Annotated in this window: 20 protein-coding genes; 19 read left to right on the plus strand and 1 reads right to left on the minus strand. The window is 47.1% G+C overall.

All coding sequences use genetic code 11. The features are described 5' to 3' along the window. Window positions 1-106: 106 nt before the first annotated feature. From yjbM to H525_RS0118910, 5 genes are all read left to right on the plus strand, one after another. On the plus strand, window positions 107-904 hold the full coding sequence (gene yjbM, locus H525_RS0118890; protein ID WP_027417458.1) for a GTP diphosphokinase: 798 nt from the start codon (window positions 107-109) through the stop codon (window positions 902-904). A 162-nt stretch (window positions 905-1,066) separates the two neighbouring features. Further along, window positions 1,067-1,663: a genetic competence negative regulator gene (locus tag H525_RS0118895; RefSeq protein WP_027417459.1), complete on the plus strand. Its 597-nt coding sequence runs from the start codon at window positions 1,067-1,069 to the stop codon at window positions 1,661-1,663. Between the two features lie 71 nt (window positions 1,664-1,734). Further along, a complete protein-coding gene (locus H525_RS0118900) occupies window positions 1,735-2,295 on the plus strand; it encodes a hypothetical protein (protein ID WP_027417460.1) in 561 nt (186 codons plus the stop codon). A gap of 39 nt (window positions 2,296-2,334) precedes the next feature. After that, window positions 2,335-3,627, plus strand: a complete 1,293-nt coding sequence (locus H525_RS0118905) for a Glu/Leu/Phe/Val family dehydrogenase (RefSeq protein WP_027417461.1) — start codon at window positions 2,335-2,337, stop codon at window positions 3,625-3,627. Window positions 3,628-3,736: 109 nt separating this feature from the next. Further along, window positions 3,737-4,732, plus strand: a complete 996-nt coding sequence (locus tag H525_RS0118910) for a YpdA family putative bacillithiol disulfide reductase (protein WP_027417462.1) — start codon at window positions 3,737-3,739, stop codon at window positions 4,730-4,732. A gap of 320 nt (window positions 4,733-5,052) precedes the next feature. On the opposite strand, the gene H525_RS0118915 is transcribed toward H525_RS0118910, so the two are convergent. Further along, on the minus strand, window positions 5,053-6,036 hold the full coding sequence (locus H525_RS0118915) for an asparaginase (protein ID WP_027417463.1): 984 nt from the start codon (window positions 6,034-6,036) through the stop codon (window positions 5,053-5,055). A gap of 82 nt (window positions 6,037-6,118) precedes the next feature. On the opposite strand from H525_RS0118915, the gene prsW reads away from it, so the two are divergent. The 14 genes from prsW (at window position 6,119) to plsY (ending at window position 17,207) form a co-directional block, all read left to right on the plus strand. After that, window positions 6,119-6,796 (plus strand): glutamic-type intramembrane protease PrsW, encoded by a 678-nt coding sequence (gene prsW / locus H525_RS0118920; RefSeq protein WP_027417464.1) that lies wholly within the window; start codon window positions 6,119-6,121, stop codon window positions 6,794-6,796. An 18-nt stretch (window positions 6,797-6,814) separates the two neighbouring features. After that, a complete protein-coding gene (locus tag H525_RS27935; protein ID WP_169728847.1) occupies window positions 6,815-6,982 on the plus strand; it encodes a hypothetical protein in 168 nt (55 codons plus the stop codon). A 94-nt stretch (window positions 6,983-7,076) separates the two neighbouring features. Continuing rightward, entirely contained in the window at window positions 7,077-8,426 is a 1,350-nt protein-coding gene (gene ypeB, locus H525_RS0118930) for a germination protein YpeB (protein ID WP_027417465.1), read from the plus strand. A 45-nt stretch (window positions 8,427-8,471) separates the two neighbouring features. Next, the gene (locus H525_RS0118935) at window positions 8,472-9,140 is read left to right on the plus strand and encodes a flagellar brake protein (protein ID WP_027417466.1); all 669 of its coding nucleotides are present in this window, start codon (window positions 8,472-8,474) and stop codon (window positions 9,138-9,140) included. A gap of 30 nt (window positions 9,141-9,170) precedes the next feature. Further along, a complete protein-coding gene (locus H525_RS0118940; RefSeq protein ID WP_027417467.1) occupies window positions 9,171-9,359 on the plus strand; it encodes a hypothetical protein in 189 nt (62 codons plus the stop codon). Between the two features lie 177 nt (window positions 9,360-9,536). Continuing rightward, window positions 9,537-10,214, plus strand: coding sequence for a (d)CMP kinase (gene cmk, locus H525_RS0118945; RefSeq protein WP_081413507.1), 678 nt, complete (start codon window positions 9,537-9,539; stop codon window positions 10,212-10,214). Between the two features lies 1 nt (window position 10,215). Then, window positions 10,216-10,797, plus strand: coding sequence for a lysophospholipid acyltransferase family protein (locus H525_RS0118950; RefSeq protein ID WP_027417469.1), 582 nt, complete (start codon window positions 10,216-10,218; stop codon window positions 10,795-10,797). A 289-nt stretch (window positions 10,798-11,086) separates the two neighbouring features. After that, window positions 11,087-12,259 (plus strand): 30S ribosomal protein S1, encoded by a 1,173-nt coding sequence (rpsA, locus tag H525_RS0118955; protein ID WP_027417470.1) that lies wholly within the window; start codon window positions 11,087-11,089, stop codon window positions 12,257-12,259. Between the two features lie 14 nt (window positions 12,260-12,273). Beyond that, the gene (gene fni, locus H525_RS0118960; protein WP_027417471.1) at window positions 12,274-13,359 is read left to right on the plus strand and encodes a type 2 isopentenyl-diphosphate Delta-isomerase; all 1,086 of its coding nucleotides are present in this window, start codon (window positions 12,274-12,276) and stop codon (window positions 13,357-13,359) included. 109 nt (window positions 13,360-13,468) lie between these two features. Further along, the gene (locus H525_RS0118965) at window positions 13,469-14,092 is read left to right on the plus strand and encodes a YphA family membrane protein (protein ID WP_027417472.1); all 624 of its coding nucleotides are present in this window, start codon (window positions 13,469-13,471) and stop codon (window positions 14,090-14,092) included. Window positions 14,093-14,095: 3 nt separating this feature from the next. Further along, window positions 14,096-14,980: a YIEGIA family protein gene (locus H525_RS0118970; RefSeq protein WP_027417473.1), complete on the plus strand. Its 885-nt coding sequence runs from the start codon at window positions 14,096-14,098 to the stop codon at window positions 14,978-14,980. 22 nt (window positions 14,981-15,002) lie between these two features. Next, window positions 15,003-15,194, plus strand: a complete 192-nt coding sequence (locus H525_RS24840; RefSeq protein ID WP_035102024.1) for a capping complex subunit for YIEGIA — start codon at window positions 15,003-15,005, stop codon at window positions 15,192-15,194. 97 nt (window positions 15,195-15,291) lie between these two features. Beyond that, a complete protein-coding gene (gene der, locus H525_RS0118980; protein ID WP_027417474.1) occupies window positions 15,292-16,608 on the plus strand; it encodes a ribosome biogenesis GTPase Der in 1,317 nt (438 codons plus the stop codon). Window positions 16,609-16,625: 17 nt separating this feature from the next. Continuing rightward, complete coding sequence (gene plsY, locus H525_RS0118985) at window positions 16,626-17,207, plus strand: glycerol-3-phosphate 1-O-acyltransferase PlsY (RefSeq protein ID WP_027417475.1); 582 nt, start codon at window positions 16,626-16,628, stop codon at window positions 17,205-17,207. Window positions 17,208-17,221: the final 14 nt, after the last annotated feature.

Below are 17,221 nucleotides of genomic sequence, written 5' to 3' on the forward strand. Positions count from 1 at the left end.
TGAGGTTGTATATAAATGGAGTTTGCTGGAAGAGGTGATTCCAAATTGACCGGAATATGATAAAATACTAAAGGATGTCTGTTGCAAGAAAGGGGTATAGGGTTCGGTGGATGATCGATTTTGGGAACAGTTTCTTATCCCGTATGAGCAAGCAATGGAAGAATTAAAAGTTAAATTCAGAAGTATTCGCAAAGAATTAAAAAAAAGAGATGAATACTCACCGATAGAATTTGTTACCGGACGAATTAAAAAGATATCCAGCATACTGGAAAAAGCCAACAAGCTGCATATCCCGCTGGATCGCCTTGAAGAAATAGAGGATATTACCGGCATACGCATCATGTGCCAGTTTGCGGAGGATATATATCGGGTCGTGGACTTAATTCACCAGCGTGATGGAAATGATATGACCGTTGTTTATGAAAAAGATTATATTAATAACCAAAAACCAAGCGGTTACCGCAGTTATCATATTATAATCCGGTACCCGGTTCAGACTTCCCTTGGGGAAAAAGAACTTCTGGCGGAAATTCAAATTCGTACGCTTGCGATGAACTTCTGGGCCACAATTGAACACTCCCTTAGCTATAAGTACGAAAAAAACATTCCGGAAGATATTAAAGAACGGCTGCGCAAAGCGGCAGAGGCCGCCTATCTGCTCGACACTGAAATGTCCGAAATTCGTGATGAGATCCGGGATGCCCAGCAATTGTTTGAATATAAATCGAACATCGTCTCCCGTATCCTGCAGGGAATTGAAAATTTATATCAGATCGGATATGTGGTAGAAGCGACAACATTTCAAAATCAGTTTCGCGAGATGCGCGCACAGGGTGATGTAATGGAGCTTCGGCAGCTATACCGGACAATACAGGCAAAAATTAAGGAGGTAAAAACGTACTGAGTGTTCGGTACGTTTTTTACTTGGCTGGTTCGGGAAATATAACCTTGTACCATTCTCGCGTTACATGGTATCATTAAAAAAAATTGAAATATATTTTTAACAAAACAGTTAGATAGAACGTATTCTAATATTACTACCGGATTTACGGAGGGAGGGGCAAAAATGCGCGTTGAACGTCTGGGAACGGACAAAATAAGGATTTTTTTAACCTTTGATGACCTGGTTGAACGAGGAATAGAAAAAGACGATATGTGGCGTGACATCCCCAAAGTGCATGAACTATTCAATGATATGATGGATCAGGCACACGAAGAAGTGGGTTTTAGTGTCAATGGTCCGGTAGCTGTTGAAGTATTTTCTCTACCTGCTCAGGGCATGGTAGTGATTGTAACACGCGGCAAAACAGATTTAACCGACAGTTCCGATGATATGGACTACGATGATATATATGAAATGCAGGTCACGCTTGAAGAAAGCGATGACGTGGTGTATTCATTCTCTGATTTCGAACACCTGGTGGAGCTTGCTCACCGGATTAATGCTAAATTAATTGATGGAGGCAGCATCTATGCGTACAACGGACGTTATTATCTCTTCCTTGAAGAATTAGAGATGGAGCGAAAGGATTACGATAACCTGATTTCGATTCTTTCCGAATACGGGGAAGCTTCCACGGTAACGAAATATGTACTGCAGGAATACGGGACTGTCGTTATTGCGGATGATGCGGTTAAAGTACTGTGTCAGCATTTTTCATAAGGTTGATGTTCAAAACACACAGCGCATGCGCTGTGTGTTTTATATATATATATACGTAGTGGAGCAGCTATTTGTTTGCCGAAATAAAAAACCCGAAGCAGAAATTTCTCGATTTACTGCAGGATACGATTGATTGCATCAATGCAAAAAATCTTGTGCCGTTTATGGAAGAATACTTGTACTTCGTGTATGGCCCCGTCTCCAGCGGAAAATCGATGTTTATGCGTCAGATGGCTGACCAAATTGCCCAGATGGAAGTTCCGGTGGTCTACCTATCATGGGATATGACAAAGCATGGCCCGTATCCTCAAAGTAACAACGGAAGAGGTCATTTCAGGACGAGTGGATCCGGAATTGATCCGGCAGGCAAACCACGAATTAAGAATATAGCGAATCATCTGTTTACAATTGAGGGGAAAGTAGATACTACGATTGAAGACGTAGAAGAATCGATTGATATGATCTTTCTTTTCGAACCGGAAGAGGAAAAATCAGAGAAAACTGAAGGCACGTGTGTGTTCGCGTATATAAGAATCGTAACGGGATGCTGGGACGGATTCCCTTCCTTTTCTATAAACAAAAAGCATTATTCATACCTTCTCAACCGTAGAGGAAAGTTGTATACTTGCTAAGGGTTTAACTTATGAATTAAAATTTCGAGGTGGTAAAACATGGGAGAACAAGTTGTAACCGATTCAACTGCCAATGGGAAGGCAGCACAGCAGGAAAATTTAAATGTTTTACAATCAACGCAGACAGTCATTGAAGAAGCATTGACCAAGATGGGATACCCGCCTGTAATGAATGAACTCTTAAAAGAGCCTATGCGGATGTTTACCGTACGGATTCCCATCCGAATGGACAATGGAGAGACAAAAATTTTTACTGGATACCGCGCACAGCATAATGACGCGGTTGGACCAACAAAAGGCGGTGTTCGCTTCCATCCGGATGTTACGGAGGACGAAGTGAAAGCGTTGTCAATTTGGATGAGTCTAAAATGTGGGATTGTGGATCTTCCATATGGTGGCGGAAAGGGCGGTATTATTTGTGACCCGCGGGAAATGTCTTTCCGTGAACTGGAAGCATTAAGCCGCGGCTATGTTCGTGCGGTCAGCCAAATTGTTGGGCCTACGAAAGACATCCCTGCGCCTGACGTGTTCACTAACTCGCAGATTATGGCCTGGATGATGGATGAATATAGCCGGATCCGTGAACATGATTCACCAGGTTTTATTACAGGAAAACCGATTGTACTTGGTGGTTCTGCCGGACGTGAAACAGCTACCGCTAAAGGCGTTACAATTATGATCGAAGAAGCAGCAAAGAAAAAAGGGATTGAATTGCAAGGGGCCCGTGTGGTCGTTCAGGGCTTTGGAAACGCGGGCAGCTTCCTGGCAAAATTCATGCACGAAGCAGGTGCCAAGGTGGTTGCAATTTCGGATGCATATGGCGCGCTGCATGATGAAGCCGGGCTCGACATCGAATATTTGCTGGATAGACGTGATTCATTCGGGACGGTTACGAAATTATTTACCAATACGATTACCAATAAAGAATTGCTCGAACTGGATTGTGATATTCTCGTACCGGCTGCCATTGAAAATCAGATTACAGCTTCGAACGCTCACAACATTAAGGCGCGCATTGTCGTGGAAGCGGCCAACGGGCCGACAACGCTTGAAGCTACAAAAATTCTTACCGAGCGCGATATCCTGCTGGTGCCGGATGTTCTGGCAAGTTCAGGCGGGGTAACGGTTTCTTACTTCGAATGGGTGCAGAACAATCAGGGATATTATTGGTCGGAAGAAGAAGTCGATTCACGGCTGCGTGAAATGCTCGTTCGCGCATTTAACAATGTGTATAATACACACGTGTCACGCGGCGTAAATATGCGCCTTGCCGCTTACATGGTGGGTGTACGGAAAATGGCCGAAGCCAGCCGTTTCCGCGGTTGGGTATAAACCGGCGCGGTCACTTTCATTGATATTCATGAAAAAATCCTCTACGATATAAAGTGGAGGATTTTTTCTTTGGTGTTAGTCAAGTTTTTGAAACAGGAGGGATACGGTTATGGAGGACGTGATTATTATCGGGGCAGGCCCATGCGGGCTTTCCGCGGCAGGGGAATTTAAAAAAAGAGGGATAGACCCTCTCGTGATTGAAAAAGGATCCATCGTTCATTCGATATACGGATATCCGCTGAATATGAGGTTTTTTAGTACGCCTGAACTTCTTGAAATAGTAGACGTTCCTTTTATTGTGTCTGGAGAGAAGCCGACGCGTGAGGAAGCGTTAGTATATTATCGGGAGGTGGCCAGCCGTTCTGCCCTTCGTATACATACGTATGAAGAAGTGGTAAAAATTGAGCAAGAGGCTGGCGGTTTTTCCGTCCAAACGGTTAAACATAACGGAAAAACAAGTGGTGGGGAATACCAGACATACCGTGCGAAAAATGTGGTAGCGGCGACCGGTTACTTTGACAATCCGAACCTAATGAATGTGCCGGGGGAAGAACTGGAAAAGGTAAACCATTACTACAAAGAAGCCCACATCTATTACGGACAAAAAGTAGCGATTATAGGGGGTTCGAATAATGCTGTGGAAGCTGCGATAGAGATTGAACGGGCGGGTGGCCAGGTTACATGGATCTACCGACGGGGAGATTTCTCATCGTCGATCAAAGCGTGGGTTCGGCCGGTTTTTGAATCATTGCTGCGAAAAGAGCGGATTCAGGCGATGTGGAATACGAATGTGGTACGTATCGATGAAAAAACGATAACCTTAAATAGAGAAGGACAGGAGATCACCATTGAAAACGACCGGGTTCTTGCGCTCACCGGTTATCATCCGGACCATAAACTGCTGCGGTCATTGGGGGTGGAGATTAACGGGGAAACAGGTGAACCTGTCTACAATGAGGAAACGATGGAAACGAATGTGCAGGGACTGTTTATCGCCGGAGTCATCGCAGCCGGCAACAATGCCAATGTGATTTTTATCGAAAACGGACGGCTCCACGGGGGGCTGATTGCCGACGAAATTGCGCGGCGGATCGAACAAGCGTAGACCGTCCGTGCTCCTCTTCCGCTTGGAGGCGGCCCGAAACATCTGGGTAACTCAGTGATGAAGGCAGTCGGGCCTAAAAACACCTCCAAGCTCCAGAGAAGCACTGAGTAGCGGAAAAAAGCACACTTCCTCCAAGATTTTTGTAAGCCGGGCCATACGCAGTGGGAAAACGGCCAGTCTTCGCTTCCCGTTAAGCGTAACCTAGCGCACACATCTTTCCTATCCATCTAGATTTTTGTTCCGCTATGATCAGTTGGTGCAGGAGAAACTTCACAACTGGAGAAAATAATCAATTGGAAAAAGTTTTACGTTCGACCAGCCTAAAACTCGGCTTGAAGCAGATGGGCGGGAATCCCTGCTTCCAGTGCAACGATAAGCTTAATCCGGGCTTTTTGCCCGATTAATCCGTTGCAGAACAGGCACCCCATTTTTTTCAACTGTTTTCCGCCGCCTTCGTAACCGTATAAATCCTGGACATACCCGTTATAGCAGCGCGATACGATGACGATGGGCACGCCTCTTGCAGTGAGTTCGCGCAATACCGGCAGTGCGGCGGGGGGCACATTCCCGGCCCCGAACGCTTCAACGACGAGACCGTCAATTTTCTGTTCCAGCAGGAACGCAAGCCACGCTTCTTCCATGCCGGTGACCATTTTAATGAGCGGAACATTGCGCTTGACACGTGAAATGGTATAGCGCTGCGAACGGGACGGTGGCTGGTTATACGCTACATTCTTTTTTGTAAGCATGCCAACCGGTCCGTGCTGCGGCGATTGAAACGTAGCAATATTACTTGTATGAGTCTTTGTCACAAAGCGGGCCGCGTGAATTTCATCGTTGAATACAACCAGCACCCCGCGCCTCCGGCTTGCTGCATCACTTGCTACGCGTACCGACTGCACCAGATTGACGGGGCCGTCCGCGCCGAGTTCATTGCTTGAGCGCATGGCCCCCGTGACAACCACCGGTTTATCTGTTTGGAGAGTCAAGTCAAGAAAATAAGCCGTTTCCTCCAGTGTATCGGTCCCATGTGTGATGACAAAGCCGGACACATTGGCTTGAGACGCGTACTCCATAATCGTGCGTCCGAGTGTATACATCCTCTCCAGGGTCATATGCGGGCTGGGGATATTAAACAAATCGACCATTTCAAAACGGGTATACTGCGCTAATGTAGGTTCGATCGTATGTAAAGGCTGTTTCTGCCCCGGCCTGACGGAGTCCGTTTCTTCATCGGTTTCCATGGCGATTGTTCCGCCAGTATTAATAATGATGATTTTGTCTTGATCCTCTCTGTTTTTCATCATTTACCTCCAGATATTTATTCCCCTCTCACCCATTCCATGGTACCATAAAAGCAACGAAAATAAAGGGAGAGCATCCATTATGTTATCGACCTTGGGAGCGGCTTTAGCCCCTGGTATAGCTATTCTCAGTTATTTTTACTTAAAAGATAAATACGAAATTGAGCCCCTGCACCTGGTGATGAAATGCTTTCTATACGGTATTCTCATTGTGCTTCCCGTGATGGTTGTCCAATATGGCTTTCAAGAGGAAGTGCATTTCGATAAGTTTTTGGAATCCTTTGTGCTGTCGGGTTTGCTTGAAGAACTGTTCAAATGGCTCATGATTTATTATACCGTATACAGGCGTGTTGAGTTTGATGAACCGTATGATGGCATTGTTTACTCCGCAGCGGGGTCACTCGGTTTTGCCACGATTGAGAACTTTTTCTATTTACTGCAGCATGGATTGTCTGCCGCATTTTATCGTGCGCTGCTGCCGGTTTCGAGCCATGGCTTGTTCGGTGTTCTCATGGGATACTACATGGGGAAGGCGAAATTCTCATCCGCTTCATCCAACCGCTTTTTGTACCTGGCGCTCAGCCTGTGCATCCCGGTGCTTTTGCACGGAATGTACGACTATATTTTAAACGCAGACCACACGGTGCTTCTATGGCTTATTGTACCATTTATGATTTTTCTTTGGTTCATTGCGCTGGATCGCAGCCAGGAAGCATTACGAATGTCTATTTCCTATACTTTCGGTCGAAAATATGACTAAGAGGAGGTATAGAAAAACATGAAAAATAAAGAGCGATATAAGGTGACGGTTTACTGCAACCAATGCGGAGAGCGTTACATTCTGCGCGGCAACCGATTAAAAACCGGTGAAATTGAGACAGGTTTTAAGCAGTGCATCTGCAACAATGAAAGCAAATTTCACATTTTCACGGAACGGCTGGGTTAACCATACCCGGCTTTTCTTTATTCATATTGCATAATCTTACTAGTATTGTCTCACACTACTCCATAAGAAGTCCTCATAAATAAGGAGTGGTAGTATGTATGGAAAGATATCCGGTATATTAATGCCTATTCTTGCTATTGGGGGAATTGGATTGGGTGTGTGGGGATATCAAGAGAATCAGGAGAAAAATTCAGTTCTGATTAAAGCAGAGAACCAGTATCAAAATTCTTTTCACAATCTCAACTATCATGTTGGGAAATTGCAGGATGAGCTTGGCAAGACGATAGCTGTAAATTCACGCCGCCAGCTAACGCCGAGTCTTACCAATGTTTGGCGGTTGGCCTATTCTGCACAGCACGATGTAGGACAATTGCCGTTGACGCTCATGCCGTTCAATAAAACAGAGGAGTTTCTCTCTAATGTGGCCGATTTTAGTTACCAAACCGCTGTGCGCGACCTGGACAAAAACCCGCTGACACCGAAAGAATACAAAACACTGCAGACACTGTATCAGCACTCGAAAGACATACATACTGAACTGCAGAAGGTTCAGACGGCCATCATTCAAAAGCATCTGCGGTGGATGGACGTAGAATCCGCTCTCGCTACGGAAGACAAGCCGGTTGATAATTCGATTATTGATGGCCTGCGGATGGTTGATAAGAATGTTCAGGGATACAGGGACGTTGACTTCGGCGCCGGTATCGGCAGCCTCAACCGTTCACGAACAATTAAAGCTCAGGCGATGAAAGGCATGCCTGTAACGGCCGAACAGGCAAAACAGCGCGCTGCTGATTTCGTAAAAATTCCGGCTAACCAGCTTGCAGAGGCGGCAGCGGTGCCCAACGGCAAAGGGACGGAATATGAATCATATAGCGTTCGAATGGTAAGAAAAGGTTCTGCAGTTCCGATTAATGTGGATGTGGCTAAGCGGGGGGGGCACGTTGTCTGGCTCATGGATGAGCGGGACGTAAGTGCACCGAAATTATCGCTGCGGGAAGCTCACACTCGGGCAGATGCCTACCTTAAAGCGCATAATTACGATTCGATGGATACCCTTTCTTATTCAGAATATGGTGGCCTCGGTGTGTTCACATACATATATAAACAGGGAGACGTACGCGTGCATCCGGATACTGTGACTGTTAAGGTAGCCCTTGATAACGGGGAAATCACGGGGTTCCAAAGCGAGCCGTATTTGCTAAACCATCACTCACGCAAGATTCCGCAGGCCAAACTCACCATGGTTCAGGCCCGAAAAAGGCTAAACCCCGCCTTTAGAGTAAATGATCTAAATAAAGCAATTATTGAGAATGACCGGGGGGATGAAGTCTATACGTATGAATTTTACGGGTCGATTGGGCAGGAACATTATCGCATTTTTATCAATGCGCTGACCGGGGATGAAGAAAAAGTCGAAAAAATTAAAGGTGCAACAACGTAAAACGTATTATAATGAGAGAGATGTTAATCAATGGGAGAGACGGTTATGTTGCCAAAAATAGGACAAATGGTTCGTTTTCAATTGCAAACGTTAAATGAAGAAGAAAGCAAAAGGGTGTATAAGTCTCGGGTAGCCGATATGACAGATGATGAGTTCGCCATTGAAATTCCAACAAATGAACAGACGGGGAGAAGCGCTTTTATTCCGGTGAAGGCAAAAATCCATTTATGGTATTTTAGTGATGATGGTTCAAAGTACGAATTTACGACGATCGTGACCGGGCGAAAAAACGACAATATCCCCCTGCTCGTCATTCAACAGCCAGTGGGCACCATTGCGCGCACGCAACGACGCAACTATCTTCGCGTGCCCGCCGCACTCGAAATCGCGCTCAAACGTGTAAACGAAAGTGCTATACATTTCCTGGCCCGAACGGTTGACATCAGCGGCGGGGGACTTTCTTTTCTCTGTGAAGAGTCGATTAAACTGAAAACAGGCGACTTGTTTTCCTGCTGGATTACACTGCCGATACAGGGCGGAATTCAGCATGCCTGTTTTACCGGTGAAGTCGTCCGTATTGATCTCCCGCGGGAATCCGGGCTGCCGCAATCGATCTCTCTAAAGTTCAAGGAAATCCAGGAGCCGGAACGGCAAAAAATAATCCTGTATGGTTTTGAACGCCAGCGCTTTTTACGTCAAAAAGGCGTCGAATAGTTTGATGCAAGTATGGAGGTACTACATACTATGAAAAAACAGTTTATCGACTACGAAGAGCGATTTTCGCGATTTTCATCCACAGTGGAAAAGATGCTAATCATTTGCATCATCGGCGGCTTCCTCACCCTTTTTGCCAGCCAGCTTCTGCTTACGAATGATGCGTTTCGCCAATGGTCATCCGATACGGTAAGGCTTGAAGGCGTTGCATCGTCATAAGCGCTATGATACTATTTAGGTAATTGAATAGGAATTTGCCCGCTATCCGTGAGTGTGCCACTGGTTATCTTTAAAAATTTCTTGAATAGAATACCTAGTCATAGAAGCAGGCACTCCTGCTTTTTTTCATATACAAAAAACACAACGAGCTAAAAATGGTGTTATATTTAGGGTGGGATGTCGCAAGTGAATATTGCAATTGATGGACCGGCAGGGGCCGGAAAAAGTACAGTAGCGCAGCAGGTGGCGAAACGGCTGCATCTTCTTTATATAGATACGGGAGCCATGTATCGCGCCCTTACTTACATAGCACTGACACGCGGGTGCCCGCTTACGGAAGAACATCAGCTACGGCGATTACTCGATGACATTCAAATCGAGCTTATGTCCGGAGAAAACGGACAAACGGTTTACGTAAACGGCAGGGATGTCACGCGTGAAATTCGGACGACGGAAGTCACAAACCATGTTTCACTTGTTGCCGCTTATCCTTCCATACGGGAAAGGATGGTGGAACTACAGCGTAATATGGCAGAAAAGAAATCGGTTGTCATGGATGGACGGGACATTGGAACGAACGTGCTTCCCAATGCCGATCTGAAAGTATTTCTTACAGCTTCCCATGAAGAACGCGCTCGCCGAAGGTATCAGGAACTACTTGAACGTGGGATTCGCGCCAACCAGTCCCAATTGGGACTGGATATCGCAGAGAGGGACCGAAAGGATTCACAGCGTGAAATCGCACCGCTTAAGCAGGCGGAGGACGCGATCCTGTTCGATTCAACAGGGCTGACGATAGATCAGGTGGTTGACCGTATTGTTGCGCTATACCACGAAATGAAGGAGCGGGCATAACATGGTTGTTTATCGTTTGTTCCGTTCTTTTTTTCGTTTTATTTTCATTGTTTTCTATCGTTGGAACGTCATCGGACGCGAGAATGTTCCGCAAGAAGAAGGCATTGTACTTTGCTGCAACCACATCAGCAACTGGGATCCTATGCTGCTCGGGTCCGGGATTGAACGGCAGGTTCACTTTATGGCCAAAGAAGAGATCTTTAAGGTTCCTATCGTTGGGCGGCTTGTCCGGGCATTCGGGTCTTTTCCCATAAAACGCGGAGCAGGAGACCGGCAGGCGATTCGCAGGTCGCTCGAAATCGTCGAGGAGGGCAAGGTGCTTGGTATTTTTCCGGAAGGCTCCCGAAGTAAAACCGGGAAACCCGGCAAAGCGCTGCCCGGTGCCGCGATGATTGCACTAAAAACAAAGGTGCGAATTGTTCCGGTGTTCATTAAAGGACCTTATCGCTTATTTCGGCCCATCACCATTATTTATGGGCGGCCTGTCGATTTAAATGATTTGGTAGTGGGTAAAAGTAGCGCAGAGCGCACAGACAGTGCAGCAGAAATTATTATGCAGGAAATAAAAAAACTTCAGCATTGAACGACGATGTTTAAGTGAACGCCCGTGAAAGACAGCATGCCTGTATGAAATTATATAAATAGTTGCAAACTACGTAACACTGCCTGCTTTTCAATGTAAGACTGACTCGTTAGCCTGCTTATCGAAGTTTTCAGGTGAAAAGGAACAAATCACGTGTTTCACACTAGCATTCTTCCCGCACTCTTTGATAAGCTTATATAAATTACGTTGCTACTTACATAAATACCGGTTGCATTTTGCCGACGTATTTAGTGTTTGAATGGCTTTTATTTCAGAGGAGGTATGGTCTATGGTAGAAGAAAATCAAAATGAAATGACTGGCAAGGAAGTTCAGGTTGGCGATGAACTTACCGGAACTGTCACGAAAGTTGATGAGAAACAGGCACTAATCGATGTCGGGTTCAAATCGGACGCAATCCTGCCAATAAGTGAAGTGTCAAGCCTGCATATCGAAAAAGTGGGCGATGTTCTCTCCGAAGGCCAGCAAATTACCGTAAAAGCAATTCGTCTTGAAGAAGAGAAAGACGAATTAATTGTCTCGAAGCGTGCTGTTGACGCGGATAAGGCATGGGTGAAACTGAAAGGTAAATTCGAATCCGGTGAAGTATTTGAAGCTGTTATTGCCGATAGTGTAAAAGGCGGCCTTGTGGTAGACCTTGGCGTGCGCGGCTTTATTCCGGCTTCTCATGTTGAACGGCACTTTGTTGAAGATTTCTCCGACTACAAGGGAAAGACGCTCTCGGTTAAGGTAATCGAACTGGATGAAGAAAAGAACAAAGTGATTCTTTCCCATCGGGCAGTCCTGGAAGATGAAGCGAACAAGCAAAAACAAGGTATCTTGGACAATCTGGAAGTCGGTTCCGTTATTGAAGGAACGGTTCAACGCCTGACAGATTTTGGCGCGTTCGTGGATGTCGGCGGTGTGGATGGTCTGGTTCACATTTCGGAGATTGCACATCAGCATGTTGATAAGCCGTCTGATGTGTTAAAAGAAGGCGATAAAGTCAACGTGAAAGTCCTTAAAGTGGATAAGGACAATGAACGCATTAGCTTAAGCATTAAAGCGGCACAGCCCGGCCCATGGGAACAAGCTGCAAAAGACTTTAAAGCCGGCGAGATCGTTAAAGGGGTTGTGAAGCGGCTTGTCAGCTTCGGTGCTTTTGTTGAAGTAGCTCCCGGTGTGGAAGGGCTTGTCCACATTTCTCAAATTGCAAACCGCCACATTGCAACGCCTGGTGAAGTATTGAAGGAGGGCGAAGAAGTACAGGTTAAAATCCTGGATATTAACGTTGATGAGGAGCGCATGAGCCTTAGCATACGCGAAGTAGAAGGCGGCGAGAAGCAGCCTAAGAAAGAATCGAAAAAAGAAACGACAACCACTTATTCGTCCGATGACAACGGCGGAATGGGTGTTACGCTCGGCGATTTGTTCGGAGATTTAGCAAAAAAATTAAAACAATAATAAGAGGAAGCGACATGTCCAGAATTTCACGGAAAAAGGAGCACATCGACCTTGCGCTGTCTTCCGGCCAATCCGGACAGCATGGTTTATACGATGTGAAGTTTGTTCATGATGCGCTGCCTGACCTGGCCCTCTCAGATGTATCATATGCTACGACCATCGGCGGACTCACCCTGAGTTCGCCGATTGTTATAAATGCAATGACAGGCGGCGCAGAGGAAGCCGTCAGGATTAATCGGGCATTAGGAATGATTGCCCGGAGAGCCGGGCTGGCGATCGCCGTCGGCTCACAGATGGCGGCCGTGAAAAATCCGGCATTGGCCCACAGCTATCACGTTGTAAGAAGCGAGAATCCTGATGGAATTGTGCTGGCTAATCTTGGGGCAGAAGCGACCCCGGATATGGCAAAGCAAGCGGTTGACATGATTGAGGCCAACGGGTTGCAGATTCATTTGAATGTGATGCAGGAATTGATTATGCCTGAAGGTGAGCGCGATTTTACCGGTGCGGCAAAACGCATTCAAGCGATCGTACAGGCGGTGGCTGTGCCCGTGATCGTAAAAGAAGTCGGGTTTGGGATTTCGCGGGAAACGGCGCTTCGTCTCGCAGAATGCGGCGTGGCCGCCATTGATGTAGGCGGCCGTGGAGGAACGAATTTTGCCAGTATTGAGAATGAGCGGCGCGATTCCCCTTACGATATTCTGAACGATTGGGGTATCTCGACGGCAGCCAGCCTGCTTGAAACCGTGGATGCCAGAGGTTCAGGCAGGTCGGGCGGCCGGTTTGATATTATCGCCACGGGCGGCATTCGAACGGCTATGGACGTGGCGCGCAGTCTTGCCCTCGGTGCCAATGGCGTGGGAATGGCCGGGCCTTTTCTCCAATTCGCGGCGAATGAAAACATAGACGGGGCCTATACATATATCTGCACGCTGCATGAGCAGCTATCGATGATTATGTGCGCCCTCGGAGCGACTTCCTTGGCTGCATTGCAGCGTATCCCCCTGGTGATAACGGGGGAAACGTATCATTGGGCGAAGCAGCGCGGCATCGACAGCCGCCTTTTTGCCGGACAGAACGGGATAACGAAACCGCAATGACAGGCGGGAAAGGACTTTTCTAACACGCGAAAAACGGTTAGGAAAGTCTCTTTTTTTGGCCATACTAGGTAAGGAGCAGAAAGAACAATCATAAAGGAGTTTACAACGCATGAATCCTGGCTATTTATCCTTGCTTTGTTTATTTATTATTTATGTGCTGTATTGGATGGGCAGTTTACAACCTGTTTTCCGGTCGCTCTGCATCAAACCAGCTCTGTTTCTGTTCGCGCTGCCGGTTGGCTGCCTGCTGAGCAGCTGCGCCATTCCTTTCACATCAGGCGTATCCGTAAGCCTGGGCTACATTCTATGGCTCGGCCTGTTTATGATGTTTTGGGGGCGGGAGGGTTACGAGGTTAGACTCTATCTCTTCCCGTCAGCTATGCTTGTAGGCGTCAGCCTGTTCCTCCTGCGCTATGTACTGCAGCTTGACCCTGTCCTGCAATTTATGGCGCAGCCGTATTTTGTTGCTGTTGCGTCGCTTGTGATCACATTTTTTCTTGCGTACGATATATCACACACCTTTATCATGACAGGGCTTGGCCTGTGTATGATGGAAATCTTTGATTCGGTCTGGCTGTACAGTCAGGCGGGGGAAGTGACTGTCGGCGACTTATCTTTCATAGATGTACTATTGCTTTCCCTCCTGGTTTCAACGGTCGGAAAACAATTTACTTCCGTTATTCTGACACGGTTGACTAATCCGCGTAAGTTGCTCCTGCGAAAAGGGAGATAAAAAATGCACGATTATACAATTCCCGTCGTGCTCGGCGTGACATTCGGCACGATTGCCCGCCTGATGATGATGCGTACCGATTACCGGCAGTACCCTACGTATCCGCAGGGTCGCATTATTCATATTACGCTTGGATTTATGGCGGCAAGTATTGGCGCGGTGGCGATTCCGTCGATTCTGTCTTCCAACTGGGCGGCTGTCACGTTTCTTGGCTTGGCGGCCCAGCAATTCCGCGATGTGCGGAATATGGAGCGCAATAGCCTGCAGCAGCTGGATTCAATGGAACTCGTGCCGCGCGGCGCCTCCTATATCGAAGGAATTGCACAGGCGTTTGAAGGGAGAAATTATCTTGTGATGTTTACGTCTATCGTAACCACACTCGTTGCAATCGAGCTCGGCATGATTTGGGCGGTGGCCGCCGCGCTTGTGACGCTTGTAATTGATAAACGGAAAATGACGGGGAAGGAATTGGCCGATATTGCCGACATTGAAGAGGCTTCTGTGCGGATAGAGGGGCCTAATGTATACGTTGACACGATTTATATCATGAACATCGGCCTCAAAGCAGACCGAAAACTTATTGCGGAGCGGGGCATAGGAATGATCGTGAAGCCAAAAAACTTTAACAGCATTGTCACCGTTGCGAACCTCGGTCAACGCCAGGCGATGCTGCACGATATTTCCGCCGTATTTGGAGTCTACCGCGATTCCGGGGAACCTGCGCTCGTCCCCCTTGCAAAAAGAGATATGAATGATGGAAGAATCGGCCTTTTGCTGCTGCCGCAACAAAAGGATGCGGACAAAATTAAGAGGGTACTGCAGAGAGTTCTCGTGCTTGATAGCGCGATTCGTTTGCCGGGTGAAGCAGACAAAACGGCAGGAAGATAGGAAACAAAGAGGAGCGAAAGCAATGTCCGAATCACTTCAAAGCTATATTCTGGCCGTCATTACGATGGCTTCCGGAAACGTGGGCGGAGGGGCACCGATTTTTCACGCCGCTTCGGAAGAGGAAATGCAGGGGATTGCCTTCACGCTTGAGAAAATTCTCGACGGTACGGCGCACGAGGTAACAACAGATACGCTTATCATTGTGAAGCATTGAATGGACAGCAAGTATAAAGTACATTTGTTTTTCTTGCTTGTCTTACTGTTTCATTTTATGATAAATAGGACGTCTAATAAGAGAGGTAAAATTTAGTATGGCATATCCAGTAGTAGCAATTGTCGGCCGCCCGAATGTGGGGAAGTCGACAATTTTTAACCGCATTGTAGGACAACGTCTGGCCATTGTTGAAAATGTCCCGGGGGTTACGCGTGACCGTCTGTATAGCATGGGTGAATGGCTGGAACACCGGTTCCACCTCATTGATACGGGTGGAATTGATTTTGGTGACCACGATATTCTGCTCGATTCTATCCGGCAACAGGCAGAGCTTGCCGTTGATGAAGCTGATGTCATTATTTTTATTGTAGATGGAACGGTAGGGATCACCGATCAAGACCAGGAAGTGGCGAAAATGCTGTTCCGTTCGGGGAAACCGGTCGTTCTTGCGGTCAATAAGATCGACAATCCGAATCGCTTAAATGATATTTACGAGTTTTATTCGCTTGGTTTCGGCGAACCTTATCCGGTTTCCGGTGCACATGCCATCGGAATAGGTGATTTGCTGGACGAGGTGGTTAAACATTTTCCGGCATATCAGGAGGATGAATACGATGAAGATGTCATTCGCGTATCGTTGATTGGCCGACCGAATGTGGGTAAATCATCGCTTGTCAACGCGATACTGGGCGAGGAACGTGTTATCGTCAGTGATATTGCGGGTACAACGCGGGATGCGATCGATACCCCTTTCACTGTCGGCGAACAGAAGTATGTGCTCATCGATACCGCCGGCATGCGCAAGCGCGGCAAGGTGTATGAATCGACGGAGAAATACAGCGTCATGCGCGCACTCAGGGCAATGGAGCGCTCCGATGTGGTGCTGGTCGTTCTGGACGGGGAACAGGGCATTATCGAGCAGGATAAGAAAGTTGCCGGCTACGCGCACGAAGCGGGCCGCGGAGTGATTATCGTCGTCAATAAATGGGACGCGGTAGAAAAAGACGATAAAACGATGAAGCGCTTTACGGATGAAATCCGGGAAGAATTTAAATATTTATCATACGCGCCGATTTTGTTCGTTTCCGCGAAAACCAAACAGCGCGTGCATCAGCTTCTTCCGAAAGTAGCCGAGGTGGCCGAGCAGCATTCGATGCGGATTTCAACGTCAATCCTTAACGATTTGATTCAGGAAGCGACGACAGTAACACCGCCGCCCTCAGATAAGGGACGCCGTCTGCGCATTAATTACACTACCCAAGTAGCGGTCAAGCCGCCTACGTTTGTTTTGTTCGTCAACGATACGGAATTGCTTCATTTTTCATACCAGCGTTATCTGGAAAACAAAATTAGAGAAGCGTTCCCGTTTGAAGGAACTCCGATACGCATATTGGCCCGTAATAAATCAGAATAGGGAGAGAAGAGAAACCGATGGGTGTACTTATCATTTTAGTTGGTTATTTGTTGGGGTCGATAAGTTTTAGCATTGTTGTTGCCAAGCGAATCCGCAATATTGATATCCGCGACTATGGAAGCGGCAATGCGGGTGCGACCAATACACTCAGAGTGCTCGGTAAAGGTCCGGCCATCCTCGTTCTCCTGCTCGATGCCGCCAAGGGGGCCGCCGCAGTCTGGATCGCACACATATTCGGCGCAGGTAACTGGGTCGTCGTGCTGGCAGGGGTCGCCTCTATCATTGGGCATAACTGGCCTGTTTTCTTTAAATTTCACGGAGGGAAAGGCGTCGCGACAACGATTGGAATGTTGCTTGCCCTTGCCCCCATACCGGCTTTGCTTTCAGTTATTGTAACAGTCGTTATTATCGCGCTGACCCGCTATGTTTCGCTTGGCTCACTTGTATTCGTTACGCTTATGCCTATTATGATGTACATATGGAACAACCCGGCCCCTTATATAATCGGAACCTTACTCATAACGATACTCGGTTATGTCCGTCATTATGAGAATATTATGCGGCTCCTTCAGGGCAAAGAGAGAAAAATAGGAAAATAAAAAAGGGGGAGATC

The organism is Aneurinibacillus terranovensis DSM 18919 (assembly GCF_000430625.1).
GTDB classification, from domain to species: domain Bacteria; phylum Bacillota; class Bacilli; order Aneurinibacillales; family Aneurinibacillaceae; genus Aneurinibacillus_B; species Aneurinibacillus_B terranovensis.